At 42.3% G+C, this 26,507-nt stretch carries 30 protein-coding genes; 23 read left to right on the plus strand and 7 right to left on the minus strand.

Annotation, left to right across the window (positions count from 1 at the left end; genetic code table 11):
• Positions 1 to 18 precede the first annotated feature (18 nt).
• Both K1I43_RS10425 and K1I43_RS10430 read left to right on the plus strand, forming a co-directional pair.
• Entirely contained in the window at positions 19 to 672 is a 654-nt protein-coding gene (locus tag K1I43_RS10425; RefSeq protein ID WP_009361029.1) for an amino acid ABC transporter permease, read from the plus strand.
• Positions 669 to 1,391, plus strand: a complete 723-nt coding sequence (locus tag K1I43_RS10430; RefSeq protein WP_019416468.1) for an amino acid ABC transporter ATP-binding protein — start codon at positions 669 to 671, stop codon at positions 1,389 to 1,391. The genes K1I43_RS10425 and K1I43_RS10430 overlap by 4 nt, the downstream gene beginning before the upstream one ends.
• A 40-nt stretch (positions 1,392 to 1,431) precedes the next feature.
• Here K1I43_RS10430 and ald read toward each other — a convergent pair whose 3' ends face one another.
• Together ald and K1I43_RS10440 are read right to left on the minus strand one after the other, a co-directional pair.
• The gene (gene ald, locus K1I43_RS10435; protein ID WP_009361027.1) at positions 1,432 to 2,562 is read right to left on the minus strand and encodes an alanine dehydrogenase; all 1,131 of its coding nucleotides are present in this window, start codon (positions 2,560 to 2,562) and stop codon (positions 1,432 to 1,434) included.
• 120 nt (positions 2,563 to 2,682) lie between these two features.
• Positions 2,683 to 3,906 (minus strand): PucR family transcriptional regulator, encoded by a 1,224-nt coding sequence (locus K1I43_RS10440; RefSeq protein WP_033383149.1) that lies wholly within the window; start codon positions 3,904 to 3,906, stop codon positions 2,683 to 2,685.
• Between the two features lie 214 nt (positions 3,907 to 4,120).
• Between K1I43_RS10440 and K1I43_RS10445 the strand changes: the two genes are divergently transcribed.
• The 19 genes from K1I43_RS10445 (at position 4,121) to K1I43_RS10535 (ending at position 21,618) form a co-directional block, all read left to right on the plus strand.
• Positions 4,121 to 4,603 (plus strand): PTS sugar transporter subunit IIA, encoded by a 483-nt coding sequence (locus tag K1I43_RS10445; RefSeq protein ID WP_019416466.1) that lies wholly within the window; start codon positions 4,121 to 4,123, stop codon positions 4,601 to 4,603.
• A 39-nt stretch (positions 4,604 to 4,642) separates the two neighbouring features.
• Positions 4,643 to 5,473 (plus strand): PRD domain-containing protein, encoded by an 831-nt coding sequence (locus K1I43_RS10450; RefSeq protein WP_019416465.1) that lies wholly within the window; start codon positions 4,643 to 4,645, stop codon positions 5,471 to 5,473.
• Positions 5,474 to 5,662: 189 nt separating this feature from the next.
• Complete coding sequence (locus K1I43_RS10455; RefSeq protein ID WP_019416464.1) at positions 5,663 to 7,033, plus strand: sucrose-specific PTS transporter subunit IIBC; 1,371 nt, start codon at positions 5,663 to 5,665, stop codon at positions 7,031 to 7,033.
• Between the two features lie 36 nt (positions 7,034 to 7,069).
• Positions 7,070 to 8,035, plus strand: a complete 966-nt coding sequence (locus K1I43_RS10460) for an aminoimidazole riboside kinase (protein WP_019416463.1) — start codon at positions 7,070 to 7,072, stop codon at positions 8,033 to 8,035.
• Entirely contained in the window at positions 8,032 to 9,471 is a 1,440-nt protein-coding gene (locus tag K1I43_RS10465; protein WP_026011438.1) for a glycoside hydrolase family 32 protein, read from the plus strand. Before K1I43_RS10460 ends, K1I43_RS10465 begins: the two co-directional genes overlap by 4 nt.
• Before the next feature lie 113 nt (positions 9,472 to 9,584).
• On the plus strand, positions 9,585 to 10,526 hold the full coding sequence (locus K1I43_RS10470; protein WP_019416461.1) for a DNA-binding transcriptional repressor DeoR: 942 nt from the start codon (positions 9,585 to 9,587) through the stop codon (positions 10,524 to 10,526).
• Positions 10,527 to 10,709: 183 nt separating this feature from the next.
• On the plus strand, positions 10,710 to 11,924 hold the full coding sequence (locus tag K1I43_RS10475) for a NupC/NupG family nucleoside CNT transporter (protein WP_026011437.1): 1,215 nt from the start codon (positions 10,710 to 10,712) through the stop codon (positions 11,922 to 11,924).
• Positions 11,925 to 11,941: 17 nt separating this feature from the next.
• On the plus strand, positions 11,942 to 12,610 hold the full coding sequence (gene deoC / locus K1I43_RS10480; RefSeq protein WP_009361022.1) for a deoxyribose-phosphate aldolase: 669 nt from the start codon (positions 11,942 to 11,944) through the stop codon (positions 12,608 to 12,610).
• A 15-nt stretch (positions 12,611 to 12,625) separates the two neighbouring features.
• Positions 12,626 to 12,796, plus strand: coding sequence for a XapX domain-containing protein (locus K1I43_RS10485; RefSeq protein WP_003397112.1), 171 nt, complete (start codon positions 12,626 to 12,628; stop codon positions 12,794 to 12,796).
• A 25-nt stretch (positions 12,797 to 12,821) separates the two neighbouring features.
• Positions 12,822 to 13,217, plus strand: a complete 396-nt coding sequence (locus K1I43_RS10490; RefSeq protein ID WP_019416459.1) for a cytidine deaminase — start codon at positions 12,822 to 12,824, stop codon at positions 13,215 to 13,217.
• A 98-nt stretch (positions 13,218 to 13,315) separates the two neighbouring features.
• Positions 13,316 to 14,512: an MFS transporter gene (locus K1I43_RS10495; protein WP_019416458.1), complete on the plus strand. Its 1,197-nt coding sequence runs from the start codon at positions 13,316 to 13,318 to the stop codon at positions 14,510 to 14,512.
• Between the two features lie 62 nt (positions 14,513 to 14,574).
• Positions 14,575 to 15,390, plus strand: a complete 816-nt coding sequence (locus tag K1I43_RS10500) for a glycosyltransferase family 2 protein (protein WP_019416457.1) — start codon at positions 14,575 to 14,577, stop codon at positions 15,388 to 15,390.
• A gap of 10 nt (positions 15,391 to 15,400) precedes the next feature.
• Complete coding sequence (locus tag K1I43_RS10505; RefSeq protein ID WP_019416456.1) at positions 15,401 to 15,634, plus strand: hypothetical protein; 234 nt, start codon at positions 15,401 to 15,403, stop codon at positions 15,632 to 15,634.
• A gap of 236 nt (positions 15,635 to 15,870) precedes the next feature.
• Complete coding sequence (ahpC, locus tag K1I43_RS10510; protein WP_009361017.1) at positions 15,871 to 16,434, plus strand: alkyl hydroperoxide reductase subunit C; 564 nt, start codon at positions 15,871 to 15,873, stop codon at positions 16,432 to 16,434.
• 14 nt (positions 16,435 to 16,448) lie between these two features.
• Positions 16,449 to 17,978, plus strand: a complete 1,530-nt coding sequence (gene ahpF / locus K1I43_RS10515) for an alkyl hydroperoxide reductase subunit F (protein WP_019416455.1) — start codon at positions 16,449 to 16,451, stop codon at positions 17,976 to 17,978.
• A 351-nt stretch (positions 17,979 to 18,329) separates the two neighbouring features.
• Positions 18,330 to 19,712 carry a glycine--tRNA ligase gene (locus tag K1I43_RS10520; RefSeq protein ID WP_009361015.1) on the plus strand — a complete coding sequence of 461 codons (1,383 nt, stop codon included), beginning with the start codon at positions 18,330 to 18,332 and terminating at the stop codon, positions 19,710 to 19,712.
• 58 nt (positions 19,713 to 19,770) lie between these two features.
• The gene (locus tag K1I43_RS10525; RefSeq protein ID WP_009361014.1) at positions 19,771 to 20,445 is read left to right on the plus strand and encodes a uracil-DNA glycosylase; all 675 of its coding nucleotides are present in this window, start codon (positions 19,771 to 19,773) and stop codon (positions 20,443 to 20,445) included.
• Entirely contained in the window at positions 20,420 to 20,626 is a 207-nt protein-coding gene (locus K1I43_RS10530) for a hypothetical protein (RefSeq protein ID WP_019416453.1), read from the plus strand. The genes K1I43_RS10525 and K1I43_RS10530 overlap by 26 nt, the downstream gene beginning before the upstream one ends.
• Positions 20,623 to 21,618, plus strand: a complete 996-nt coding sequence (locus K1I43_RS10535; RefSeq protein WP_019416452.1) for a potassium channel family protein — start codon at positions 20,623 to 20,625, stop codon at positions 21,616 to 21,618. Before K1I43_RS10530 ends, K1I43_RS10535 begins: the two co-directional genes overlap by 4 nt.
• Before the next feature lie 18 nt (positions 21,619 to 21,636).
• Here the strand turns inward: K1I43_RS10535 and K1I43_RS10540 are convergent, their stop codons facing one another.
• Positions 21,637 to 23,253: a glycoside hydrolase family 13 protein gene (locus K1I43_RS10540; RefSeq protein ID WP_019416451.1), complete on the minus strand. Its 1,617-nt coding sequence runs from the start codon at positions 23,251 to 23,253 to the stop codon at positions 21,637 to 21,639.
• Between the two features lie 98 nt (positions 23,254 to 23,351).
• Between K1I43_RS10540 and K1I43_RS10545 the strand changes: the two genes are divergently transcribed.
• Positions 23,352 to 23,588, plus strand: coding sequence for a YwdI family protein (locus K1I43_RS10545; protein WP_019416450.1), 237 nt, complete (start codon positions 23,352 to 23,354; stop codon positions 23,586 to 23,588).
• Between the two features lie 11 nt (positions 23,589 to 23,599).
• A complete protein-coding gene (locus K1I43_RS10550; RefSeq protein WP_009361010.1) occupies positions 23,600 to 23,962 on the plus strand; it encodes a DUF423 domain-containing protein in 363 nt (120 codons plus the stop codon).
• 26 nt (positions 23,963 to 23,988) lie between these two features.
• On the opposite strand, the gene gerQ is transcribed toward K1I43_RS10550, so the two are convergent.
• The 4 genes from gerQ to K1I43_RS10570 form a co-directional block, all read right to left on the minus strand.
• On the minus strand, positions 23,989 to 24,432 hold the full coding sequence (gene gerQ, locus K1I43_RS10555; protein ID WP_009361009.1) for a spore coat protein GerQ: 444 nt from the start codon (positions 24,430 to 24,432) through the stop codon (positions 23,989 to 23,991).
• Positions 24,433 to 24,446: 14 nt separating this feature from the next.
• Positions 24,447 to 24,869 (minus strand): cell wall hydrolase, encoded by a 423-nt coding sequence (locus K1I43_RS10560; protein ID WP_009361008.1) that lies wholly within the window; start codon positions 24,867 to 24,869, stop codon positions 24,447 to 24,449.
• A 122-nt stretch (positions 24,870 to 24,991) separates the two neighbouring features.
• Positions 24,992 to 25,738 (minus strand): hydrogen peroxide-dependent heme synthase, encoded by a 747-nt coding sequence (hemQ, locus tag K1I43_RS10565; protein WP_026011435.1) that lies wholly within the window; start codon positions 25,736 to 25,738, stop codon positions 24,992 to 24,994.
• A gap of 67 nt (positions 25,739 to 25,805) precedes the next feature.
• Complete coding sequence (locus K1I43_RS10570) at positions 25,806 to 26,369, minus strand: YqaA family protein (protein WP_009361006.1); 564 nt, start codon at positions 26,367 to 26,369, stop codon at positions 25,806 to 25,808.
• Positions 26,370 to 26,507: the final 138 nt, after the last annotated feature.

Here is a 26,507-nt window from a genome sequence, read left to right on the forward strand (position 1 = left end):
AGGGAAAGGTGATTAATGATGGATTTTCGTTTCAATATGATTGTTGAATATGCACCGTTTTTTTTGAAAGGAGTGCTCTGGACGATCGGCTTATCGTTAGTTGGCATTTTTTTCGGGACGATTCTCGGTTTAGCCATCGGGCTCGGAAAAATGGTTCAAAGCCGCCTCGTTCGTCTTCCTTTTGATTGGTACGTTCATTTTTTCCGTGGCACGCCATTATTCGTACAAATTTTGCTTATTCATTTTGGTGTGATGCCTATTTTTACGGCTCAACCGAATCCGCTCGTATCTGGCGCAATTTCTTTATCTTTAAACGCGGCTGCATATATTGCGGAAATTTTCCGTGCTGGCATCCAGTCCATTGATCGCGGTCAAATGGAAGCGGCCCGTTCGCTTGGAATGACACACGTACAGGCAATGCGTTACATCATTTTGCCACAAGCCATTAAACGAATGATCCCACCGCTCGGCAATGAATTTATCGTTCTCATTAAAGATTCGTCTCTTGCGGCAATTATTGCGGCACCTGAACTGATGTACTGGGGACGAGCAATGCAAGGGCAATATTATCGCGTCTGGGAGCCGTACTTAACTGTTGCGCTCATTTACTTAGTGCTTACCCTCTCGTTAAGCAAGTTGCTACATCGGTTAGAAAGAAGGTATGATGCATGATTCAAGTGACAAATTTAAAAAAATCGTTCGGATCGCTACAAGTGTTAAAAGGAATTGATGTACACATTCATGAAAAAGAAGTGGTCGTCGTTATCGGCCCTTCTGGTTCAGGAAAGTCGACATTTTTACGTTGTTTAAACTTGCTTGAAGATTTTGATGAGGGGGATATCATCGTTGACGGATTTCATTTAAAGGATCCGAAAACGGATTTAAATAAAGTGCGTGAAGAAGTTGGCATGGTGTTTCAACGATTTAACTTATTTCCGCATATGACGGTGCTTGATAATATTACACTCGCCCCGATGAAAGTGCGCAAATGGTCGAAAGAAAAAGCGACAGAAAAAGCGATGCAGTTGCTTGCGAAAGTCGGTTTACAAGATAAGGCACACGTATATCCGGATTCATTATCCGGTGGACAGGCACAGCGTGTTGCTATTGCTCGTGCGCTTGCGATGGAGCCGAAAGTGATGTTATTTGACGAGCCGACGTCTGCGCTCGATCCGGAAATGGTCGGGGAAGTGCTTGCCGTCATGAAGCAACTAGCGAAAGAAGGCATGACGATGGTCGTCGTGACGCATGAGATGGGATTTGCGCGTGAAGTCGGGGATCGCGTTCTCTTTATGGACGGTGGAGTGATTGTAGAGGAAGGAACACCACAACAAATTTTTGATGCACCACAACATGAGCGAACGAAGTCGTTTTTATCTAAAGTGTTATAAGAAAAAGGTGTCCCATGTTGTCAGGACACCTTTCGTTTTTTTATGCTAATAATTGTTTTTCTAATGCCACTTCAACAGGAACGAAGTCGTAACCGAGGTCGCGTGCGACTGCTTCGTATGTGATTTCTCCGTTTGCGACGTTTACACCAAGGCGTAATGCAGGGTTGTCTGCGACCGCTTTGTGTACGCCTTTATTTGCAATTTGTAGTGCATATGGCATTGTGACGTTTGTAAGTGCAAGTGTTGATGTGCGTGGCACAGCTCCAGGCATATTCGCTACTGCGTAGTGAACGACGCCGTGTTTCACATATGTTGGGTTGTCGTGCGTTGTTACATGGTCGCTCGTTTCAACAATCCCGCCTTGGTCGATCGCTACGTCAACGATGACTGAACCTGGTTGCATCGCTTTGACCATTTCTTCTGTCACTAATTTTGGCGCTTTTGCTCCTGGGATTAATACTGCACCGATCACAAGGTCAGACTCCGCAACAGCTTGTGCGATGTTCATTGGGTTAGACATAAGCGTATTAATTTGGCTTCCGAAAATATCGTCAAGTTCACGTAAACGTTCTGCGCTTAAGTCGATAATCGTGACGTTTGCACCTAAGCCGATCGCCACTTTTGCTGCGTTCGTTCCGACGACACCGCCGCCAATGATCGTTACTTTTCCGCGGCTAACGCCTGGAACTCCGGAAAGAAGAATACCTTTTCCGCCTTTTGTTTTTTCAAGAAATTGGGCACCAATTTGTGCTGCCATCCGTCCTGCTACTTCGCTCATCGGTGTCAAAAGCGGTAACGTACGACCAACTTGTACCGTTTCATAAGCGATTGCGATGACGCCTTTTTCTTTTAGCGCACGCGCTAACTCTGGTTCAGCAGCGAGGTGTAAGTATGTGAACAATACTAATCCCGGACGGAAGTATTCGTACTCGCTTGGTAGCGGTTCTTTTACTTTCATTACCATATCCGCTTGCGCCCATACATCTGCGGCACGTTCAACGATTTGTGCGCCTGCTTGAACGTAAGCTTCATCTGTGAAACCGCTTCCAATTCCTGCATCTTTCTCAATGATGACAGTATGTCCATTGCTGACGAATGACATAACGCCAGCTGGTGTAATCGCTACACGATTTTCATTATTTTTAATCTCTTTTGGAACACCAATAATCATGTGCTGTTTCCCCTTTCATGTTGTCTTTCGTTATTATCTACAGTATAAATGTTTTTTATCATTTGTTGTTTGTTTAGAAAAGAGAAAGAAAAAACAAGCTTTTGTGGATTTCCACAAAAGCTATGTTATCCGATATTTGTCTAATTTCATATCGATATATAGTTTTACTTTTTCGCTCATATTGCTTAAGTCGATGTTTCCAATTTCACTTATTCGCTTCAGACGGTAAGCGAGTGTATTCGGATGAATATTGAGCGTTTTCGCCGTTTCATTGACGTTGCTGTCACAGTCAAGATACGTTTCAATCGTCTCCACTAAGTTGGTGTGATGCTGTGCGTCGTACTGTTTCAGCTTTTCGAGCGCAACGTTGTGGAAATCCCCATGTCGTTTTTGTTCAAAAAGTAAATCAAAAAATTGATACATGCCAAGATGCTGATAGCTTTGAATATTCGCAAGTTGATGAGGAAAGGCGCGTTTCATTTTTAATACCGTTTGTGCTTCTTCATAACTTTTTGCAATTTTTGTGTAGCACTCATATACATTTCCGAACGCCCCCATCATAATGTCGACGCGAAATCGCTCTTTCATTTGCGTCATAAACGAGCGAAAAAATCGCTCAATGTGCGATTCCCCGTAGACGTTCGAGCTTGGAGCGACGAGCACGATAAGCCGCTGATGGTCGATCGTATAAAGCGGAATAGCGAGTTGTTGTGTCGTTTTTAATAAATAATCAATTTGCCGCTCCACTTGCGTTTGAATCTGTTGTTGAAATTGAAAAATGCCAACAGAAAAAAACGGATATACATGCACATTTAATTGGTGACATTGTTCAACGATGTCGTGAGGAGAGGAAACATGCCCTGTTAGTAGTTTCCAAAAAAACTCTTGAATGCGCTCTTCTTTTTTATGTTTGCGAATTTGCAATTGCAACAACAAATTTTTTGCTGCTTTCGCTGCTTGTTTTAACAAATGGAACTGTTGCTCTGTCCACGGCTCATTCATTTCAATTGCCCAAATAAATCCGAGCACCTCTTTATTTTTCCAAATCGAAATGGCGATGCGATTGCCGAGCCCTACTTCTGAAATTTCTGCGACACGAACAGGCTCTTCACCCTGCAAAAGTTTTGGGATCACCCCTTCACGCCATAAACTATTAATGACACGCTCTGGTACGCGACGATGAATGATGGTTGCCGTACGGGCAGGATCGGTGTAATGCTCATGTCCACTATAAGCAATTAAGCGATGGTTTGCATCTTCAATCGTAATCGGACATTGCAATAACTCGCTCACACGATCTGCAAACTCCTCTAAACTTTCAAAATGAGTGGCAAAAGGATTCATTACATCCACTCCGTTTCTTACGTTGTTTTTACGATTATTGTAGCATATTGACAAATGAAAGAGCTTACTTTACTCTATAAGTGAAAAAGTCGCATATTGTGGGATTGTGACTGCGTTGCAGGCAAGACCTAAAACGGATGAAAGAAGGTTTCTTTCTTGCGTTTTAGGTCTTTTATTTTTATCCAAATAATTCTTTAGGAAGGAGATATTTCAAATGTTTCGTTTGTTTCGTAAGCGTGAAGAGGTCATTGTTTCCCCTTTAACAGGAAATGTACGATCGCTTGAAAATGTTCCAGACCCTGTGTTTGCCCAGAAAATGATGGGCGATGGCTTTGCGATTGAGCCAACAGATGGTGTCGTTGTTTCACCGATTCATGGAGAAGTAGTACAAGTGTTCCCGACAAAACATGCTGTTGGCTTGCGTTCGGATGAAGGATTAGAAATTCTTATTCACGTTGGCATTGATACAGTTCATATGCATGGAGAAGGATTTGAAGCGTACGTGAAAGCAGGGGATCGTGTGAAGGCCGGGGATTTACTTTTGTCGTTTGACTTGGCGCTTGTGCAACAAAAGGCGAAAAGTCTCCTTACCCCAGTAGTGATTACAAACGGGGAGGTGGTAAACGAGTGTCATCGAGAGCATATAGAACAAGCAGAAAGAGGAAGTACTGTTTTAATGAAAGTGAAATTGAAATAATATATATGTGATAAAACAATCGGTGTTAAGGGGACGAAGATGACGTTGCGAATCCATAAAATTTTGAACAATAACGCTGTCGTTGTATTGGATGAAGGGCAAGAGAAAATTGTAATGGGACCAGGAATTGCTTTTCAAAAAAAGAAAAATGATATTGTACCTCGTGCAAAAATCGAAAAAATTTTTGTGATGGAAGAAGAGAATGAAAAGTTCCAAGAGTTGTTACGTACCCTTCCAGAAGAGCACATTGATATCGCGGAAGAAATTATTAGCCATGCTGAAGGTGAATTGCAAGCACCGTTAAACAATCATATTCATATTGCATTGACAGACCATTTATCATTTGCGATTGAACGGATTCAACAAGGGTACCAAATACAAAATAAGTTGTTAAATGAAATTAAAGTGTTGTATAAAAAAGAATATCAAATAGGTCTTTGGGCAAAACAACTGATTCGAGAACGTCTTGGTATCGACATTCCTGATGACGAAGTTGCCCATATTGCTCTTCATATTCATACAGCGAAAATGGACGCAGCCAGCATGAACAGAACGTTAAAACAAACGACTTTAATTCGAGAAATGATCGATTTGATGAAACAAACATTACATGTTCATATTGACGAAGAAGGAATATCTTACCAAAGACTTGTAACACATTTGCGTTTTGCACTGAACCGAATTGAAAACGGTGAGTTGTTTCATTCGATGGATGAAGAGATGTTAACGCTCATTCAAAAGAAATACGAAAGAGAGTTTGCATGCGCTGTTGCGATGGCTGAATATGCAAAAAAGGAATACGGAATCCAATTTCCTGTCACCGAGTTAGCTTATATTACGCTACACATTCAACGCTTAACCACAAAATAATCATTTTGTAGAATATTGACGAATTTTGAATAATAAGCTAAAATGAAAGCGGATAAAAAATCAAATATCGTAGGATTGTTACTGCATAAGCAGGCAAGACCTAAAATGTACGACGATGTTTAAGGAATTCGTATGTACATTTTAGGTCTTTTTGTTTTCTATCATTTTATATGCAGAGGAGGAGTTTATATGAATTACGAACACATAACAAAGCAACTTTTGTCTTTGCTTGGTGGAAAAGAAAATGTCATTAGTGCGGTTCATTGTGCAACTCGTCTTCGTCTTGTTTTAAAAGACGAAAAGAAGGTTAATCAACAAGCAATTGAACAACTTGATGGGGTCAAAGGTGCATTTTCTAGTTCCGGTCAGTATCAAATTATTTTTGGTACAGGTGTTGTCAACAAAGTATACGAACAGTTTGTCAAAGAAGCAGGTTTACAAAACGTAAGTGCCGATGTGCACCAAGAAGCAGTCAAGCAAAAGATGAATCCGATCGCTCGTCTCGCGAAAACGTTGTCAAATATTTTTGTTCCAATTATTCCAGCCATTGTAGCTAGCGGATTGCTTATGGGATTGCTCGGGATGATGAAGGCGTTCAAATGGGTAGCGCCAGATAGTGCATGGATTGTATTACTTGATATGTTCTCAAGTGCTGCTTTCATTATTTTGCCGATTTTAATTGGTTATAGTGCTGCGAAAGAATTTTGGGGAAACCCGTTTCTAGGAGCAGTGATCGGCGGAATTATGACTCATCCTGCTTTGTTGAATCCTTGGGGATTAGGAAGTGCTGAACCTGAGTATTTGCATTTTCTCGGTTTTGATATCGCAATGATTGGATATCAAGGAACGGTCATTCCAATTTTGCTTGCAACATATGTCATGAGTAAAATCGAAAAAAGCTTGCGAAAAGTCGTTCCACACGCAGTCGACTTGCTTGTTACACCATTTATTACGGTTATTTTAACAGGTTTCACTGCGATTTTAGTCATTGGTCCACTTGGAAATATAGTTGGGAAAGGAATTACAACAACGTTAAACTTCATATATGACACAGGTGGAGCGCTTGCAGGCCTCATTTTCGGTGGTCTGTATTCGATGATTGTAATCACAGGTGTTCATCATAGTTTCCATGCGATTGAAGCCGGATTGCTTGCGGATATTGGTAAAAACTATTTATTGCCTATTTGGTCAATGGCAAACGTTGCTCAAGGTGGAGCGGGTTTAGCAGTATTTTTAAAATCAAAACGGACGAAAACAAAAGAAATCGCTTTGCCAGCTGCATTTTCTGCTTTTCTAGGCATTACTGAGCCTGTTATTTTTGGGGTTAACTTGAAATATCGAAAACCGTTTATTGCAGCAGCTATCGGTGGTGCTGTCGGTGGTGCGTATGTTGTATTTACAAACGTTGTGGCAAATGCGTACGGATTAACTGGTATTCCAATGATTGCGATCGTGGCACCGATGGGGATGGCGAACTTAATAAACTATTTAATCGGCTTTGCAATTGCGGTTGGTACAGCATTTGTGGCAACATGGATATTAGGATTTAAAGAAGAATAAGGCGAGCGAATAACTCGCCTTTTTATGTAGGAGGGAATGATGATGAAGCAAGGAATTATTAGTCTTGGTGAAGTGTTAATTGATTTTATTCCACTAGATGCAACAAATCGGTCGTATCAAAAAAGTCCAGGGGGAGCGCCGGCAAATGTTGCGGTTGGTGTCGCACGGCTCGGTGTTCCATCGACGTTTCTAGGGAAAGTTGGTCGCGATGTATTAGGCGTTTTTCTAAAAGAAACGCTTGATGCATATGGAGTGAATACATCTTTCCTTCAATTTAGTGATGATGTTCGCACAGGTGTTGTTTTTGTAACGTTAGCGGAAAACGGAGAACGGAGCTTTGATTTTTACATTAACCCGAGCGCTGATCGCTTTTTATGCGAAGAAGAAATTGATGAGTCGTTATTTCGGACACATCGCATTCTTCATTTTGGTTCGATCTCACTGATTAGTGAGCCAGCACGAAGCGCTACAAAGCGAGCTGTTATGCTAGCTAAAGAAAACGGCATGATCGTTTCATATGATCCAAATTTACGCCTCGGTTTGTGGGAAGGTGAAAAACAAGCTCGCGAAATGATTATGTCGATGTTAAGAGAGGCAGATGTACTTAAAATTTCTGAAGAAGAGTTGACATTTATTACGGGAGAGAAAGATATTCAAAAAGGTATTGATGCCCTTGCCCCATACAATATTCCTCTCATCGTCGTTACGCTAGGGGAAAACGGTAGTTATGCGTTTACGAAAGAAGGATCCGTCTTTACGCCAGCGCTTAAAGTAGAGGCGGTTGATACGACAGGAGCCGGTGATGCTTTCGTTTCTGGCATGCTGTATTGCTTGCACGAAAGAGAAGGAACAATTGATTCGTTATCCCTTACGGAAATTGAACAAATGGCGCGTTTTGCGAGCGTTTCTGGAGCGTTAGCTGCATCAACGAAAGGAGCAATGACAGCGTTGCCAACACGCGATGAAGTCGAACGTATTTTACGCGAAGGTTGGTCGAAATGAAATCATTGAACGAAAAAAAACAAATACAGCTTGCGGAAGAAGAAGTAAAAAAATATGCTTCAATTGTTGAAAGTGACCCAAATCGTTTGCGTTATCATTTAATGCCTCCTGTCGGATTAATGAACGATCCAAATGGACTGATTTATTGGAAAGGGACGTACCATGTGTTTTATCAGTGGATGCCGTTTCAAACGACACATGGAGCAAAATTTTGGGGACATTATACATCGCGTGACTTTGTTCATTGGGAAAGACAAGTGCCTGCATTAGCTCCAAGCGAATGGTTTGATCGAAACGGTTGCTACTCCGGAAGCGCTGTGGACAATGATGGTGTACTTACACTTTTTTATACAGGGAATGTCAAAGACGATGACGGAACACGCCATACGTATCAATGTATGGCAGTATCAAGTGACGGTGTTCGCTTTGAGAAAAAGGGAGTTGTTGTTCATCTCCCAGACGGTTACACGGCTCATTTTCGTGACCCAAAAGTGTGGAAGCATGAAAACAAGTGGTATATGGTGATTGGCGCACAGAGCGAGCAATTAGATGGGAAGGCAGTATTATTTCGCTCTGATGATCTCATGCATTGGGAGCATGTCGGTGCTATAGCAGGAGGAGAGGACGGAAACTTTGGGTACATGTGGGAGTGCCCAGATGTATTCCGTTTAAGCGGAAAAGATGTACTGATCGTTTGTCCGCAAGGATTGCAACCGGAAGGCATGCACTATCAAAACGTATATCAAGCAGGATATTTTGTCGGACAGTTAAATTATGAAACAGGACAATATGTACACGGTACATTTACTGAGCTGGATCGAGGGTTTGAATTTTATGCGCCACAAACGATGGTCGACGAGCATGGGCGTCGCGTGATGATTGCTTGGATGGGGGTACCAGATCAAGACGAAGATCAGCACCCGACAATTGCTTATCGATGGGTACATGCATTGACATTACCGCGTGAACTCGTTTTAATCGGAGATAAATTATATCAGCGTCCGATTGAGCAGTTGCAGTTGCTTCGGAGTGACGAAGTTCATCATCCAAATGTATTCTTGCAGAAGGAAGTTAGGCAATTTGATGGTGTAAAAGGAAAAACGGTTGAACTGCTACTTAAACAGATCGATGGTAAAGGTGTTTTCTCCATTCATATACAAAACAATGTTTCATTTTCATATGATTTTGAACAAAAAGTTGCGACGTTAGAGAGAGAAAGTTTTGCTCGAAATGGCATGAAAGAGAAACGACAATGTTTATTATCACAATTACACACGATTCACATGTTTATCGATACGTCGTCTATTGAAATTTTCTTAAATGATGGAGAAGAAGTATTTACGGCGCGGTTTTTCACGAAAGAAGAAAATGAACATATCTCATTTCAGACAAATGCGGAAGCTTCGTTTCATTTATCTAAATGGAAATTATGTTAAAACTTTTTCTTGTCAAATGTTCAGTTTTTTTCGTATGATGAAAGAAAAGGGAGTATTCCTTCAAATATGGAAGGTTGCTCCTTTTTCATTCATAAATAAAAGGTGATGAAGCGATGGAGCAAGATAAGCTAAAAAAAGTCGTTGAAGCAGCAAAATTGTATTATTTACTAGACTACAATCAAAACGACATTGCAAAAAAGCTTGGCGTATCGCGGCCGACGGTGTCGCGTCTACTACAGCAAGCAAAAGAAGAAGGAATTGTAGAAATTAAAATTAACGATCCGGCTGAAGATATTCAACAGTTAGCAAAACAGCTTGAACAAAAGTTCAATCTAAAAAAAGCAATTGTTGTATCGGTTCCAGAACATCAAGATGGCATTATTAAAAAATATGTAGGAAAAGAGGCCGCCGAGTATTTACGTTCGATCGTCAAAGACGGCGATGTGATCGGTGTGACGTGGGGAACAACGTTGTATCACGTTGCATTACAGCTAAAGCATAAACATGTCAAAGACGTGAAAGTTGTGCAATTAAAAGGTGGCGTTAGTTTATCCGAAACGAATACGTTTGCGTCAGATATTTTGCACTTGTTTGGAAGCGCCTTCAATGCAACGGTGCACCATTTGCCGCTACCTGCAATCGTGGATCATGTCGTTGTTAAGCAGGCGATGGAGGCGGACCGCCACATTCGCAAAATTCTTGATCTCGGTCGGCAAGCGAATATTGCTGTATTTACGATCGGACCAATTAAATCAGAGTCGCTATTGTTCCAGCTTGGTTATTTTACAGAAGAAGATTTACAAACGATTTATTCAAAAGCTGCTGGTGACATTTGTTCGCGCTTTTTTGATCAAAATGGAAAACTATGTAGCGAAGAGCTCAATGCACGCACGCTTGGCATTGAGTTAGAAGAGCTCAAAAAGAAAGAATATTCGATTGTCATTGCGGGAGGCATTCATAAAGTGGCTGGCATATACGGCGCGTTGAAAGGGAAATACGCCAACGTATTAGTGACAGATCAATTTACTGCCGAATGTTTGCTAGAAAAAGAATAAAGAAACGACAAATGGGGGAAAAGAAAAAAGCCCCCTTTTATTTATGTATTTATGCAAAAAGGAAGAAACATTTAGCGAAACCATGAATTTTCTTTGACATTTGTTCATGTTAACGTTTACATATGTTCTTTTTCCTGTTATATTGATTACGTAATCAAAATTCAGCTTATAGGAGTGTTCAACATGAATATCGTTTGGGGACTTGTTGGTATTGTCGTTGTCCTTGGGATCGCTTTTCTTTCTTCAAACAACCGCAAAGCGATTAATCCGCGAACGATTTTAGGTGGTCTCGCGATTCAAGTCGCTTTTGCGTTTATCGTTTTAAAATGGGAAGCAGGGAAAGCAGCATTGCAGTGGTTAACAAATGGTGTCACAAACATTATTAACTATGCGAACGAAGGAATTAACTTTTTGTTCGGTGGTGTGTTTGCGGCAAAAGGAATTGGATTTGTGTTTGCGTTCCAAGTGTTGCCGGTCGTCATTTTCTTCTCCGCATTAATTTCTGTTCTTTACTACATTGGTGTGATGCAATGGATTATCAAAATGATCGGTGGTCCGCTTGCGAAATTGCTCGGAACGAGCAAAGCGGAGTCTATGTCAGCAGCGGCAAACATTTTCGTCGGTCAAACGGAAGCGCCTCTTGTTATTCGTCCGTATTTATCTAAAATGACACAATCGGAATTGTTTGCAGTTATGACAGGAGGATTGGCATCTGTTGCTGGTTCTGTGCTCGTTGGTTACTCGCTTTTAGGTGTTCCGCTTGAATATTTACTTGCGGCAAGTTTCATGGCAGCGCCAGCAGGATTAGTTATGGCGAAAATGATTGTGCCAGAAACAGAGCCGATTAAAGAAGATGAGCATTTTGAGATGGAAAAAGACGAAGAATCAACAAACGTCATCGACGCAGCTGCGCGCGGAGCAAGCGATGGTTTGAAGTTAGCGTTAAATATCGGTGCGATGTTGTTAGCGTTTATCGCTCTTATTGCGTTAATTAATGGGTTGCTTAGCGGCATCGGTAATTTGTTTAATTACGAAGGTTTGACGCTTCAGAACATTTTAGGATTCCTCTTTGCGCCTATTGCATTTGCGATTGGTGTACCGTGGTCTGAAGCGGTGACAGCTGGTGGATTTATCGGACAAAAATTAATTTTAAACGAATTTGTTGCGTATTCATCATTCGCACCACAAATTCCAGATTTATCTGCAAAAACGGTAGCGATCGTTAGCTTTGCGCTATGTGGATTTGCTAATATTTCTTCGATGGGTATTTTACTTGGTGGATTAGGAAGCTTAGCGCCAAATCGTCGTAGCGACATTGCGCGCATGGGCTTAAAAGCTGTCCTTGCTGGTATGCTTGCTTCATTGTTAAGCGCATCCATTGCGGGTATGTTTATTTAAAAAACAAGGAGGAATGAATGATGAACATTGCTAGCATGATTGATCATACGTTATTAAAACCAGAAACAACGAAAGCACAAATTGAAAAATTAGTGGAAGAAGCGAAAAAATATGAATTTGCATCTGTATGTGTGAATCCAACATGGGTGAAATTCGTTGCTGAGCGTTTACAAGGAACGAAAGTAAAAGTGTGTACAGTCATCGGCTTTCCGTTAGGAGCGACAACACCAGAAGTAAAAGCGTTTGAAACAAAACAAGCGATTGAAAATGGTGCGCAAGAAGTCGATATGGTCATCAATATCGGTGCGTTAAAAGACGGCGATCATGAGCTTGTAGAGCGCGACATTCGTGCTGTTGTTGATGCAGCAAAAGGAAAAGCTTTAACAAAAGTGATTATTGAAACAGCGTTGTTGACAGATGAAGAAAAAGTGCGCGCATGCGAAATTGCCGTTCGTGCTGGGGCAGATTTCGTTAAAACATCAACAGGATTCGCAAGCGGCGGTGCAACAGTAGAAGACGTTGCATTAATGCGCAAAACAGTTGGTCCAAACGTTGGCGTAAAAGCATCTGGCGGCGTGCGCAGCGCAGCGGACGCAAAAGCGATGATTGATGCAGGCGCAAACCGTATCGGTACAAGTTCTGGACCAGCAATTATGGAAGGAACAACTTCAAACGAAGCATACTAATGGAGGCATTGACCTATGAAAGAAGTATTACTTAGCTTACTTGCTGGGCTTGTTGTCGGGATTTTGTTTAAGTTTTTACGTTTGCCATTGCCAGCTCCGCCTGTATTGGCAGGAATGATGGGGGTATTTGGCGTATATTTAGGTGGCGTCGTTGCCGATTGGTTAATGAAGACGTTTTTTAACTAAACAGCCCAAGAAGGGATGATCAACAATGAATAAACAACAGTTAATTGAAGCGGCAAAACAAGCGAGGGAGCGGGCGTACGTTCCGTATTCCAAGTTTAAAGTTGGAGCAGCACTATTAACGAAAGATGGAAAAGTGTACGGTGGCTGCAACATCGAAAATGCATCATACGGTTTATGCAACTGCGCTGAGCGTACAGCTTTATTTAAGGCGTACTCAGAAGGCGATCATGAGTATGCGATGTTAGCCGTCGTTGCAGATACGGAGCGACCAGTTCCGCCGTGTGGCGCATGCCGTCAAGTCATTGTTGAATTATGTGATCCAAATATGCCTGTCATTTTAGCGAATATGAAAGGCGATATGCAGGAAACAACAGTAAAAGAACTTCTTCCTGGAGCGTTTTCAAAAGAAGACTTGCGATAAGCGTCGGTTTTTCCCGACGCTTTTTGCATTGATACATAACAAAAAAGGAAATATAATCATGAGGAAGACAATTTGACAGCTGACAACGGAGGGATGACATGAGTAAAGACGTATCAAGAAACAAGTTGCTTTGGATTGCCGGGCTTGGTTGGTTATTTGATGCGATGGATGTAGGGATGCTTTCGTTTATTATTGCTGCATTGCAAAAGGAATGGAATTTAACGGCCGAACAAATGGGTTGGATCGGAAGTATAAATTCGATCGGCATGGCAGTCGGTGCGCTCGTTTTCGGATTGTTAGCTGACCGCATTGGGCGAAAACAAGTTTTCATCATTACGCTTTTATTATTTTCGATCGGTAGCGGACTATCCGCACTTGCGACAACGTTAACGGTCTTTTTAATTTTACGTTTTTTTATCGGCATGGGACTTGGTGGCGAACTGCCTGTTGCGTCAACGCTCGTATCGGAAAGCGTTGCTGCACATGAACGCGGGAAAGTTGTCGTTTTATTGGAAAGCTTTTGGGCAGGTGGTTGGTTACTAGCAGCGCTCATTTCATTTTTCGTTATTCCAGCGTATGGATGGCAAATGGCGCTTATTTTAGGAGCTGTACCAGCGCTATATGCCATTTATTTGCGCATCAATTTGCCAGATTCGAAAAAGTTTATGGCGACAAAAACGGAGCGCCGTTCCGTTTGGCAAAATATCGCAGACGTTTGGGCAAAACCGTACGCAAAACAAACGACAATGCTTTGGATTTTATGGTTTTCAGTCGTCTTTTCGTACTACGGCATGTTTTTATGGCTACCGAGCGTCATGGTCATGAAAGGATTTAGTTTAATTAAAAGTTTTGAGTACGTGCTCATCATGACATTAGCGCAGCTGCCGGGTTATTTTAGCGTCGCATGGTTAATTGAACGCATTGGTCGAAAAGCAGTACTGATCATTTATTTAACTGGTACCGCATTAAGTGCTTATTTCTTCGGAAATGCTGACTCAGCTGCGGCATTAATGACGTTTGGAGCATTGTTATCGTTTTTCAACCTTGGGGCATGGGGAGCGCTTTATGCCTATACACCAGAGCAATATCCAACGATCATTCGTGCGACGGGTGCAGGAATGGCTGCTTCATTCGGACGCATTGGCGGCATTTTAGGGCCGCTTCTCGTCGGCTATCTCGTCGCACAAAAAGTATCCATCACGATGATTTTTGCGATTTTTTGTATCGCGATTTTCATCGGTGCGCTTGCTGTTCTTTTCCTTGGCAAAGAAACGAAACAACAAGAACTCGCATAATCATACGAAAAGAAGCTATAATGGTATCATTGTAGCTTCTTTTTTTGAAAGGGGATTTTCTTTTGGGTGTTTCTGTAGTCGTTGCGACATATAACCGATTACTTCCATTAGCAGAATTGTTAGAGTCGTTAAGCAAACAAACGTATAAACCAACGCAAGTCATTATTGTTAATGATGGTGGTCCATCTGTGCAAGCTGCTGTCGATGCATATCCGGAGCTTTCTGTTGAACTCATTGAATTGCGTGAAAATGTCGGTCATGTCGAGGCGCGTAATATCGGTGTACGTGCCGCCACAGAAGATTTTATTATGCTTTGTGATGATGACGATTTACTATTGCCATGCCACGTTGAGCGAATGATCGCTAATATGAATGATGCCGATTTTGTATATTCGGACGTAGAAATTTTTCATTATCGTATTGAAAATGGAGTGCGCATACCGACCGATCGCTTTTTATTTGCATATGAATTCGATTTGCAAGCAATGCGTACATTTTCGACGTATGTTCCTTCAGGGAGCATGTATCGGCGCACAATTCATGATACAATTGGATATTTTGATCCGTACGTTCATAACTATTGGGATTGGGATTTCTTTTTACGTGTGGCGAACGAGTTTCGTGTGAAACGTGTAGCGACAGCGAGCGTCCTTTATGCATTTTCGAATGAAGGCGATCATTTATCGAAGCAAATGAATGAAACGAGACAAATGTATTTAAATCGATTAAGTGAGAAACATCTGCTCGGTCATTTACCGACAAAAAACTTTTGGCTTCTTTTGTCAGAGCCGGAGGTACAAAAGCGACAAGCAACGAGCGAAGTCATATGGAATGGTGAACCGTTTCGTTCCCGTCTCGCCCACTTTATTCATTGTTAGGAGGGGGAAAATGTATTGGTGGAGCATTCAGCAATTATTTCTTTTGCTTTTGTTTTCACCGCTTCTTACTCGTCACGTATTTTATGGGCGCATCAACTCGTTTTTATTGTTTGTTTGCTTCGCTTTTGGAACGACCGTATTTGCAGAATATATGGTGAAGAAAAAAGGAAAACAAACATGGCTATTTGTCGCTGCGCTATTATGTAATGTTTCTGTTTTACTTGTTTTTTCTTTTGCTATGTGAGAAAGCAGAGTCTTTGCGAAGGCTCTGTTTTTTTATTTATGAAAAAGGAATAAAAAGAAAATGTGTCGAAAAACTAAGACAGTTGTATAGTTTTTACTTGACAAATAAACATTCCTATATGATAATTTATATCGAATTATAATTGTTATAATTTATTTTTGCGTTCAGTCATATTTTTCGTATGGCTGGAGCATACTACTAACATGCAAAAAAATGATGCAGGAGGATGATTGACAATGCCATTAGTAGGAAAACAAGTACAACCATTTAAAGCGATGGCGTTCCATAACGGCGATTTCATCGAGGTAACAGAAGAAAACTTCAAAGGAAAATGGAGCGTCGTTTGCTTCTATCCAGCTGACTTTACATTCGTTTGTCCAACAGAATTAGAAGATTTACAAAACGAATATCCAAAATTAAAAGAGCTTGGTGTAGAAGTATACTCCGTTTCAACAGATACACATTTTACACATAAAGCATGGCACGACCACTCACCAGCGATCAGCAAAATCGAATATGTGATGATCGGTGACCCTTCTCAAAAATTATCACGCATGTTCGAAGTGCTTGATGAAGAGACAGGCCTTGCACAACGCGGTACGTTCATTATCGATCCAGATGGCGTTATTCAAGCTGTTGAAATTAACGCTGATGGCATCGGTCGTGATGCAAGCACAATCGTAAACAAAATTAAAGCAGCACAATACGTGCGCAACAATCCTGGCGAAGTGTGCCCAGCAAAATGGCAAGAAGGTGGAAAAACATTAAAGCCAAGCCTTGACCTTGTAGGTAAAATTTAAGGAGGCTTATGTCAATGATATTGGATGCTGAAATTAAAGCACAGCTCGCCCAATATCTACAATTGATGGAAAATGACATTGTGTTAAAAGTGAGCGCGGGAGACGATGAAGTTTCCCGCGATATGCTTGCTTTAGTTGATGAGCTTGCGACAATGTCATCGAAAATTAAAGTAGAGAAAACAACGCTAGAAAGAACACCTAGTTTTAGCGTCAATCGCATAGGGGAAGAAACAGGCGTTGTATTTGCGGGCGTGCCTTTAGGACATGAATTTACTTCTTTGGTGCTTGCATTGCTTCAAGTGAGCGGAAGACCGCCGAAAGTCGATCAAGCAGTCATTGAACAAATTAAAAATTTAAAAGGGACGTATCGTTTTGAAACATACGTCAGCTTAACATGCCATAACTGCCCAGACGTCGTTCAAGCGTTAAATGTGATGAGCGTACTAAATCCGAACGTCTCACATACGATGATTGATGGGGCTGCATTTAAAGAAGAAGTCGAGCAAAAAGATGTCATGGCTGTGCCAACCGTCTTTTTAAACGGTGAACCGTTCGCAAGCGGCCGTATGTCGCTTGAGGAAATTCTTGCGAAGTTAGGAAGCACGCCGGATGCTTCTACTTTTGAGGAAAAAGATCCGTTTGATGTGCTCGTCATCGGTGGAGGACCTGCGGGTGCAACAGCTGCCATTTATGCAGCGCGTAAAGGCATTCGCACAGGAATTGTTGCTGAACGCTTCGGCGGTCAAATTTTAGATACGTTAGGCATTGAAAACTTTATTAGCGTCAAATATACAGAAGGTCCGAAGCTTGCTGCGAGCCTTGAGGAACATGTGAAACATTACAATGTTGATATTATGAACTTGCAGCGTGCAAAACGGCTAGAAAAGAAAGACCTTATTGAAGTAGAGCTTGAGAATGGTGCGATTTTAAAAAGCAAAGCAGTCATTATCGCGACAGGCGCACGTTGGCGCAATCTCGGCGTCCCAGGCGAAGCAGAGTTTAAAAATAAAGGCGTCGCTTACTGCCCACATTGCGACGGTCCGTTATTTGAAGGAAAACATGTCGCAGTCATCGGCGGTGGAAACTCTGGCGTTGAGGCGGCAATTGATTTGGCCGGAATTGCTAAGCATGTGACGGTGCTTGAATTTGCGCCAGAATTAAAAGCAGATGCGGTATTGCAAGATCGTTTATATAGCTTACCGAATGTCACAGTAATCAAAAACGCGCAAACGAAAGAAATTACAGGCACAGATAAAGTGAATGGTATCACATATATTGATCGCGCAACAGGCGAAGAGCACCATATTGAACTTCAAGGTGTATTCGTGCAAATCGGACTTGTACCGAATACCGAATGGTTAGAAGGAACGGTAGAGCGCAATCGCTTCGGCGAAATTATCGTTGATAAGCGCGGAGCGACAAACGTCCCTGGCGTCTTCGCTGCTGGCGATTGTACAGATAGCGCATATAAACAGATTATCATTTCCATGGGTTCAGGCGCAACAGCTTCTTTAGGAGCGTTTGACTACTTAATTCGAAATTAATATGATCAACCCCTTAACTCACTTTGACCCGCTTTACTGCTTATGTAAAGCGGGTTTTGTTCCCCCCTTGACTCTCCTATTGCGGTTTGATACAATATTAGCCAAATGAAATACAGGTGCAACGATGAAAGATGGATAGTAGCTAAGGTAGTTCTTTTATAGCGAGCTAGGGGTGGTGGAAGCCTAGTAAAGACGCTTAGCGAAACGGCAGTCTGGAGTTGCTTCACGCAAAAGTGGATGCGTTATGCATCAACTAGGGTGGAACCGCGGGAGTTACGCTCTCGTCCCTAGGCGAAAGGCCTAAGGATGAGAGCGTTTTTTGTTTACATTTTATTATAAGGAGGATGAACGATGTCAGTAACGATGGAGCAAATTGTAGCACACGCGAAACATCGCGGCTTTGTTTTTCCCGGTTCAGAAATTTACGGCGGATTAGCAAATACGTGGGATTACGGTCCGTTAGGGACGGAATTAAAAAACAACATTAAGCGAGCATGGTGGAAAAAGTTCGTTCAACAATCACCATACAACGTCGGTTTAGATGCGGCTATTTTAATGAACCCACGCACGTGGGAAGCATCTGGTCATTTAGGAAACTTCAACGATCCGATGATTGACTGTAAACAATGTAAAGCACGTCATCGGGCGGATAAGTTAATTGAAAGCGCGCTTGAAGCGAAAGGGATTGAAATGGTTGTCGATGGGCTTCCTTTTGAAAAAATGGAGCAGCTCATTCAAGAGCACGACATTGCTTGTCCAGATTGCGGCAGTCGCGACTTCACAAACATTCGTCAATTTAACTTAATGTTTAAAACGTTCCAAGGCGTGACCGAGTCGAGCGCAAACGAAATTTACCTTCGTCCTGAAACGGCACAAGGCATTTTTGTAAACTTTAAAAACGTACAACGAACGATGCGCAAAAAATTGCCGTTCGGTATTGCGCAAATCGGAAAAAGCTTCCGAAACGAAATTACACCAGGAAACTTTACGTTCCGCACACGTGAATTTGAACAAATGGAGCTTGAATTTTTCTGTAAGCCGGGCGAAGAATTACAGTGGTTTGATTATTGGAAACAATATTGTGAACAATGGCTTTTATCGCTTGGTATGAAGCGTGAAAACATTCGTTTACGCGATCATTCCGAAGATGAATTGTCCCACTACAGCAACGCCACAACAGATATTGAATATAAATTCCCGTTTGGTTGGGGCGAGCTATGGGGCATTGCATCGCGTACCGATTACGATTTGCGTCGCCATATGGAATATTCAGGAGAAGACTTCCACTACCTTGATCAAGAAACGAACGAACGTTTTATTCCATATTGCATTGAGCCTTCACTTGGTGCAGATCGCGTCACGCTCGCCTTTATGATTGACGCGTATGAAGAAGAGCAACTGGCAGACGGTACGACGCGCACAGTGATGCATCTTCACCCAGCGTTAGCGCCATATAAAGCGGCTGTATTGCCATTATCGAAAAAGTTATCAGAAGGTGCGCGTGCGATCTTTGAACAACTTTCACAACATTTTATGGTCGATTACGATGAGTCTGGATCCATCGGAAAACGATATCGTCGTCAAGATGAGATTGGAACACCGTTCTGTATTACGTATGATTTTGATTCAGAACAGGACGGCATGGTGACCGTGCGCGACCGCGATACGATGGAACAAACACGCATTCCAATTGCGGAATTAAAAAGCTTCTTAGAAGAAAAAATTCAGTTTTAAGCAAAAACAGGCTATCCTATAAAGTAGGGTAGCCTTTGTATTAGAAAGGAGTGCGATGATGAGCATATTGAAAAACGATTGGGCTCCTTTATTAGAAGAGGAGTTTCAAAAACCGTATTATGTGAAATTGCGTCAGTTTTTAAAAGAAGAATATCGAACGAAAACGATTTATCCGGATATGCACGACATTTTCAACGCCCTTCATTACACCCCGTATGCGAATGTAAAAGTCGTCATTTTAGGACAAGACCCATACCATGGGCCGAATCAAGCGCACGGATTAAGTTTTTCCGTCAAACCGGGCGTCGCTTTGCCTCCATCGTTGTTAAACATTTTTAAAGAGTTGCAAGATGACATCGGGTGCTATATTCCAAACAACGGCTACTTATTAAAATGGGCAAAGCAAGGGGTATTGCTTTTAAATACCGTATTGACGGTACGACGTGGAGAAGCGAATTCGCATAAAGGAAAAGGTTGGGAGTATTTTACAGATCGCGTCATTGAACTTGTGAATGAAAAACGTGAACCCGTTGTCTTCATTTTATGGGGACGTCATGCGCAAGCGAAAAAAGCCTTGATCACGAATGAACATCATTACATAATTGAAGCGCCACATCCAAGCCCATTTTCCGCAGCGCGAGGCTTTTTCGGTAGTCGCCCTTTTTCAAAAACGAATACTTTTTTACAACAGACAGGGAGAGAGCCAATTGACTGGCAAATCGAAAACATATAATGAGCGAGTAAATTGTTATGCATGCAAACATTTTTATGTCACGTGGGATGCGCAAATGCCGCGCGGTTGTCGCGCATTCGGTTTTAAAAGCGCGATGTTGCCGTCTATTGTCGTCAAGCAATCGTCTGGTGCGCCTTGCATGAAGTTTGTACAAAAAGAACATAAGGGGAGAAACGGATGAGTTCATCGCGCTCGATCGTCGTTTCCGTCATCGCGATGATTGTCGCCATTATCGCAGGAACGATCGGATTTATGTTTTCAGAACAATTAACGTTTTTTGATGCACTTTGGTTGACAGTTGTCACCATTTTAACGGTTGGTTATGGCGATACAGTGCCACAAACGTTTTATGGTAAACTGTTTGCCCTTATCATTATTCCGATTGGTATTGGCATTGTGACATATGCGACAGGGGCAGTCGTGTCGATGATGATGGAAGGGGAATTTTCAAAAACGGTTCGGAGGCGAAAAATGAAAAAGAAAATAGAAGCGATGACAAACCATATTATCGTATGCGGGTTCGGGCGTGTCGGGGAACAAGTCGTACGTGAACTTGTCAAAAACGGGACAGCTGTCGTTGTCATCGAGCGGAATACGGACCGGTTAGACGAAATGAATGATCCGATTCCGTATGTCGAAGGGGATGCGACAGAAGATGACGTGTTGATTGCGGCAGGTATTGAACGAGCGGCAGGGTTGGTCGCCGCATTGCCTTCAGATGCCGATAACGTCTTTATTTCCCTCACAGCAAAAGGGCTAAATCACGACATTCAAATTGTCGCGCGCGCCGAGCGACCGGAATCGGAAGAAAAGTTGCGGCGTGCAGGTGCTGATAAAGTCATTAACCCATCGTTTTTGAGCGGTCGCCGCATGGCGATGACAATGTTAAAGCCTGTCAGTGTCGATTACGTCGATACGATTTTTCACGGCCATGCAGAGCAATACGCGATTGAAGAAGTGACAATTGAGCCGCATTCTTCATTTGTTGGGACATCTGTCCGCGATCAAGCGGTGCGCACGCGCTTTCATGTGACGATTATTGCGATTCAGCGTCAAAACAACATGATTGGTAACCCAACGCCAGACGAGCGGTTTTTCGTTGGAGATGTCCTGATCGTATTCGGTGAAAAACGAGCGCTAGAGGCGTTTGAACAGGCGGTAAATAAAAAATAAGCAGCCAAATCGGGCTGCTTATTGTAATGCATAAATTCTTGCTTCGTGCGGACGCATATAAAGCGTTGTACCTTCTTCTTTTACATCTGTATAATTGCCGAGCAAAAGATGGCGGTGAGCCGAAGCAAGCTCTTCTGGCAACTCATATACGTTGTCGTTATCGCAATGGTTTAAGACGATGAGCCAACGAACGCCATCGAGCTCGCGCGTGTAAGCGTAAATGTACGGATCATTTTCCGAAAAATCGCGGAACGTTCCGTACACCATAACGGCATGTTGCTTGCGCAATTGAATGAGCTTTTTATAGTAATAATATACAGAGTTCGGATCCGCTAATGCTTGTTTTACATTGATTTCTTTATAGTTCGGATTCACTTTTAGCCAAGGTGTTCCTGTTGTAAATCCAGCATGTTCGCTATCATCCCACTGCATTGGTGTACGCGAGTTATCTCGGCTCAGTAGCTGCAAGCTTTCAAGCACTTCTTTCGGATCGCGACCTTTTGCGACTTCTTCTGCATATTTATTTTTCATCGCAATGTCGTTATAGTCTTCGATCGTGTCGAACTTGACGCCAGTCATGCCAATTTCTTCACCTTGATAAATATATGGGGTTCCCGGCAACGTATGCACGAGCGTAGCGAGCAATTTTGCTGATTCGACGCGGAACTGTTTATCGTTTCCGTAGCGCGTCACTTGTCGCGTATGGTCGTGATTGTTTAAAAACTGCGAGTTCCACCCTTTGCCCCACAATCCTTCGTACCAACGTTTTTGAATTTGTTTAAAACGAATCGGATCCCATGCCGGCATTTCGTCGCACACTTCAAAGTGGAACAAAGTGTGTAGTTCGTTTCGGTCTTCTCCGACATATTTTAATCCTTCCTCTGGCGATACGAAAGCGACTTCTCCGACGGTGAAAATATCATAATGTTTTAATACTTTTTCGTGCATTTCTTGTAAATAATCATGCACGCCTGGATTGTTTGTTAAATAACGAATGTCATACGGGTTTTCGGCATCTGGGAATCCTTCAGGTTTGGCTAGTAAGGCAATCGCATCTAAACGGAAACCATCGATCCCTTTATCTAACCAAAAACGCATCATTTTATAAATTTCTTCACGAACTTCTTCGTTTTCCCAGTTCAAATCTGGCTGTTCTACCGCAAACGAATGGAAATAATACTGACCTGTTTTTTCATCATATTCCCATGTGGATGGAGTAAAGTACGAGCGCCAGTTATTCGGTTTGTCGCGCCATATGTACCAATCGCGTTTCGGATTGTCTTTTGACGAACGAGATTCAATAAACCAAGGATGTTGATCAGATGTATGGTTCACGACAAGGTCCATAATTAATTTCATTCCACGTTTATGCACCTCGTTCAGCAAGCGGTCAAACGTCTCCATATCCCCTGCTTTATCCATGATGCGATAGTAATCAGAAATGTCGTATCCGTTATCTTTATCAGGCGACTCATAGCACGGATTCAGCCAAATGACATCCACCCCTAAGTCGCGAATGTAATCGAGTTTTTGAATAAGCCCTTCTAAATCGCCATACCCATCACCATTTGAGTCAAAAAAGCTGCGCCAATACACTTGATATACGACGGCTTCTTTCCACCATGTCCGTTTCATTTGTTGTCACTCCTTTTTTAAGCGTTTTCAATTTGAAAAGTTGCTATGTATAAGATACCATTGTTGTAAAGGAAAAAGAAGTAGGGAGTGAAAACGTTTTGGACATATCGGTGACAAATGTATTCGCAAAGATAGAAGAAGAAATCGCAAAAGCAAAAGATGCGTCATCATCGCAAGCGGTGCGTGAACATATATATGCTGTTCGCGCATTGTGCGACATTATTTTGCAACAACCATCACCAAGCACACAAGAAGTGACTTTGCCGCAACCGACAACAATCGAACGACTAGATATCGGTGCCGATGCGAACGGACGATCATTACTTGATTTTTAGGAGGGGAAAACATGAAACTATTTACAATCATCGCTTCAATGAGTGCAGCGCTATGTGTGGCGCTAGGAGCGTTCGGAGCACACGTGTTGGAAGGAAGAATTCCAGAGCGATATATCGACACGTGGCAAAAAGCCGTTCAATATCAAATGTTCCATACGATCGGTTTGTTTCTCGTTGCGTTGCTGGCGACAAAATGGCCGCACGTGACGCCTGCTGGTTGGTTTATGCTTGCGGGAATCGTTTTATTTTCAGGTAGTTTATACGTACTAAGCTTAACACAAATAAAAATACTTGGGGCGATTACGCCGTTTGGGGGCGTGTCGTTCATTGTTGCATGGCTATTTTTAGCCTATATCGCGATCAAACAAATGTAAAACGAGGCGCTGTGGACGCCTCGTTTTTAACGTGGAGCATATGTGCTTAATCCGACACCAGATGCAAATGGATATTCATAATTAATTTCTTCATCAAATGTGACATAGTCGAGATAAATCATTGGTAATAAATAACGCATTCCTGTTTGTGGATCGCTTAAAATGAGATGGTCGCGCCCCGCTGCTTCAATGACACCGCGGAAAATTTTCGCATTCCATTCACGATTGTTTTCAAACGTCATATAAACAGTCGCAATTTTGCCTTTGTTTAAGCGTAAAATGTTTTCAATGTACGATTCTTCGATCGGAAGCATGCCGGGAAGCGGCTGACTGGCGGTTGTTGGTGTTTGCATCGCCCCTGTTTGTGGTGTAAACGTTGGTGTAGGCATGCCAAACGGATATGTTGGCATTTGGTATGGATAGTAGTACGGATACGAATAATACGGCATTTGTTGACGTTCATCACTCATTGAAACCCCTCCTTCTAATATACGCGTGGACAATTAGAACGCGTCGGTGCATAAAAACAATGTGCCTTAAAACGTCCCGTATTCCATTGATTAAACCATTGTGGCGGGCAATTGCCATCTGGTCGGAAAAACCAAAGCGAATTCGTTGCCGGATGAAAACGTTCCCCGCGAATGACACGACGGGCGAGACGTATGTCTTGTTCACGCGCCCGTTGATAAAAATACCCTTTTTGTACCGCTTCAAATCCCCCAGGGCTTTGAAATACCATTTGGCGAATGGTACGAAGCCCTTCAAAGTCTAGACAGTTTGCGCGCACGCGGTTCACTCCAACATTCCCAACCATTAACATGCCGAGCTGTCCGTCTTCCTCCGCCTCTGCGCGCATAAGACGGGCAAGCAATTTGACATCTTCTTCTGTATACGCAACAACAGCCATCCCTTCACCTCACTTTATGAAAATCGCTATTAGCCTATGATGAGACATACGAAAATGTGAGGAAAGTCGTCATTGTTATATGTATGAAAGAGATAATAAAAAAAGACCTCCAAACCGGAGGCCTACACATGTAAAAACTGTTCCATTTTTTCTTTCGGTAAAATGTTGCCGACGAAGAAAGAGCCGAATTCGCCAAACCGTGCGCTCACTTCATCGAAACGCATTTCGTACACAAGCTTTTTAAATTGAAGCACATCATTTGAAAAGAGCGTCACGCCCCATTCATAGTCATCAAAGCCGACCGAACCGGTAATGATTTGTACGACTTTTCCAGCATATTTTCTTCCCGTCATGCCGTGTGCGCGCATTAAATTGCGGCGCTCTTCCATCGGAAGCATGTACCAGTTGTCGTTTCCTTGACGGCGCTTGTCCATCGGATAAAAGCAAACGTGGTTCGTTTTTGGTAAGATCGGATATAAACGGCGACGCACTTCTGAATTTTCGTATGGGTCGCCTGCCTCTGCCGGCAAGTAATTGCTTAATTCAACGACAGAGACGTATGAATAAGCAGGTACGAGATATTCAGCGAGCTTTGTTTTATTGATTGCTGTTTCAATTTCATGAAGCTCTTCCATCGTTGGACGTAAAAGCATGAACATCAAATCTGCTTTTTGCCCCATAATTGTGTAAATCGCATGGCTGCCTTCATTTGCAGCTTCTGTTTTTTCCCATTTTTCCACTAATGTGAAAAACTCTTGTATTGCTTCTTGTCGCTCTTCATTTGTGAGCGTTTTCCAAGCCGCCCAATCAACCGTGCGGAAATCATGCAGACAATACCAACCGTCTAACGTTTGTGCTGCTTCGCTCATGTCCAACACTCCTTTTGTTATGTACTACCGAAATTGTATCATATGTGTTTCGTTTATGCCAAACGCACTATTTGAACCGTTTATAAATAAGAAAAGCAATGATCATGACAATGCCGCCAACGATCGTGATCGTTGTAAAATGTTGTTCAATAAATGTTTTCGCTTGAGCGCCTAAGGTGAAAATAATAAGCCCTTCTGCGAAAAAGCGCGCCCCACGACCGATGAACGACCAAAAAAGCAACGTGCGAATGTTGACGTTAGAAATGCCCGAGAAAATAGTGAACACTTTATACGGAATAGGGGTAAACCCAGCGATAACGATCGCCATTGCCCCGTATTGTTGAAAATATTGTTCTACCTTATTCATTTTTTCATCAGAGATAAAATAACGCAAAATCGGTCTGCCGAATTTTTTCCCAATGTACCACCCGAGCAGCGCACCGAATACAGAGGCGACCGTTGTTAAAAAGGAAAACCATAACGCTTTCTCTGGTTGGGCAATGCTTAACGGAATTAATAACACATCAGGCGGAATCGGAAAAAATGAAGATTCTGTAAACGAAACGATAACGAGACCGATGACGCCAAATTCAAGCAACCATTGTTCAAGATGATGAATCCATTGTGACATATGATAACGCTCCTTTATTTGTACATGTTCCTTAACAAATATATCACTTTTTAGGCTATATATCACTCAAGATAAAAAACAGAATTGTTATAAAAAAAAGACTATTTTCTTTTGTGGTGTAATTCATTGCTTTTCGCC

The sequence above is a fragment of the Anoxybacillus sp. ST70 genome, assembly GCF_019553625.1.
Taxonomy (GTDB): Bacteria; Bacillota; Bacilli; order Bacillales; family Anoxybacillaceae; genus Anoxybacillus; species Anoxybacillus gonensis.

What these genes read in the sequence shown, in the direction of transcription:
- K1I43_RS10540 (WP_019416451.1), bottom strand. Translation starts at nt 23,253, where the DNA reads ATGAAACGGACATGGTGGAAAGAAGCCGTCGTATATCAAGTGTATTGG.
- K1I43_RS10475 (WP_026011437.1), top strand. Translation starts at nt 10,710, where the DNA reads ATGAATATCGTTTGGGGACTTGTTGGTATTGTCGTTGTCCTTGGGATC.
- K1I43_RS10425 (WP_009361029.1), top strand. Translation starts at nt 19, where the DNA reads ATGGATTTTCGTTTCAATATGATTGTTGAATATGCACCGTTTTTTTTG.
- K1I43_RS10465 (WP_026011438.1), top strand. Translation starts at nt 8,032, where the DNA reads ATGAAATCATTGAACGAAAAAAAACAAATACAGCTTGCGGAAGAAGAA.
- K1I43_RS10490 (WP_019416459.1), top strand. Translation starts at nt 12,822, where the DNA reads ATGAATAAACAACAGTTAATTGAAGCGGCAAAACAAGCGAGGGAGCGG.
- K1I43_RS10430 (WP_019416468.1), top strand. Translation starts at nt 669, where the DNA reads ATGATTCAAGTGACAAATTTAAAAAAATCGTTCGGATCGCTACAAGTG.
- K1I43_RS10485 (WP_003397112.1), top strand. Translation starts at nt 12,626, where the DNA reads ATGAAAGAAGTATTACTTAGCTTACTTGCTGGGCTTGTTGTCGGGATT.
- K1I43_RS10460 (WP_019416463.1), top strand. Translation starts at nt 7,070, where the DNA reads ATGATGATGAAGCAAGGAATTATTAGTCTTGGTGAAGTGTTAATTGAT.
- K1I43_RS10440 (WP_033383149.1), bottom strand. Translation starts at nt 3,906, where the DNA reads ATGAATCCTTTTGCCACTCATTTTGAAAGTTTAGAGGAGTTTGCAGAT.
- deoC (WP_009361022.1), top strand. Translation starts at nt 11,942, where the DNA reads ATGATGAACATTGCTAGCATGATTGATCATACGTTATTAAAACCAGAA.
- K1I43_RS10450 (WP_019416465.1), top strand. Translation starts at nt 4,643, where the DNA reads ATGACGTTGCGAATCCATAAAATTTTGAACAATAACGCTGTCGTTGTA.
- K1I43_RS10570 (WP_009361006.1), bottom strand. Translation starts at nt 26,369, where the DNA reads ATGTCACAATGGATTCATCATCTTGAACAATGGTTGCTTGAATTTGGC.
- K1I43_RS10455 (WP_019416464.1), top strand. Translation starts at nt 5,663, where the DNA reads ATGAATTACGAACACATAACAAAGCAACTTTTGTCTTTGCTTGGTGGA.
- hemQ (WP_026011435.1), bottom strand. Translation starts at nt 25,738, where the DNA reads ATGAGCGAAGCAGCACAAACGTTAGACGGTTGGTATTGTCTGCATGAT.
- K1I43_RS10550 (WP_009361010.1), top strand. Translation starts at nt 23,600, where the DNA reads ATGAAACTATTTACAATCATCGCTTCAATGAGTGCAGCGCTATGTGTG.
- K1I43_RS10445 (WP_019416466.1), top strand. Translation starts at nt 4,121, where the DNA reads ATGTTTCGTTTGTTTCGTAAGCGTGAAGAGGTCATTGTTTCCCCTTTA.
- ahpC (WP_009361017.1), top strand. Translation starts at nt 15,871, where the DNA reads ATGCCATTAGTAGGAAAACAAGTACAACCATTTAAAGCGATGGCGTTC.
- K1I43_RS10505 (WP_019416456.1), top strand. Translation starts at nt 15,401, where the DNA reads ATGTATTGGTGGAGCATTCAGCAATTATTTCTTTTGCTTTTGTTTTCA.
- K1I43_RS10520 (WP_009361015.1), top strand. Translation starts at nt 18,330, where the DNA reads ATGTCAGTAACGATGGAGCAAATTGTAGCACACGCGAAACATCGCGGC.
- K1I43_RS10535 (WP_019416452.1), top strand. Translation starts at nt 20,623, where the DNA reads ATGAGTTCATCGCGCTCGATCGTCGTTTCCGTCATCGCGATGATTGTC.
- K1I43_RS10470 (WP_019416461.1), top strand. Translation starts at nt 9,585, where the DNA reads ATGGAGCAAGATAAGCTAAAAAAAGTCGTTGAAGCAGCAAAATTGTAT.
- ahpF (WP_019416455.1), top strand. Translation starts at nt 16,449, where the DNA reads ATGATATTGGATGCTGAAATTAAAGCACAGCTCGCCCAATATCTACAA.
- K1I43_RS10560 (WP_009361008.1), bottom strand. Translation starts at nt 24,869, where the DNA reads ATGGCTGTTGTTGCGTATACAGAAGAAGATGTCAAATTGCTTGCCCGT.
- ald (WP_009361027.1), bottom strand. Translation starts at nt 2,562, where the DNA reads ATGATTATTGGTGTTCCAAAAGAGATTAAAAATAATGAAAATCGTGTA.
- K1I43_RS10525 (WP_009361014.1), top strand. Translation starts at nt 19,771, where the DNA reads ATGAGCATATTGAAAAACGATTGGGCTCCTTTATTAGAAGAGGAGTTT.
- K1I43_RS10495 (WP_019416458.1), top strand. Translation starts at nt 13,316, where the DNA reads ATGAGTAAAGACGTATCAAGAAACAAGTTGCTTTGGATTGCCGGGCTT.
- gerQ (WP_009361009.1), bottom strand. Translation starts at nt 24,432, where the DNA reads ATGAGTGATGAACGTCAACAAATGCCGTATTATTCGTATCCGTACTAC.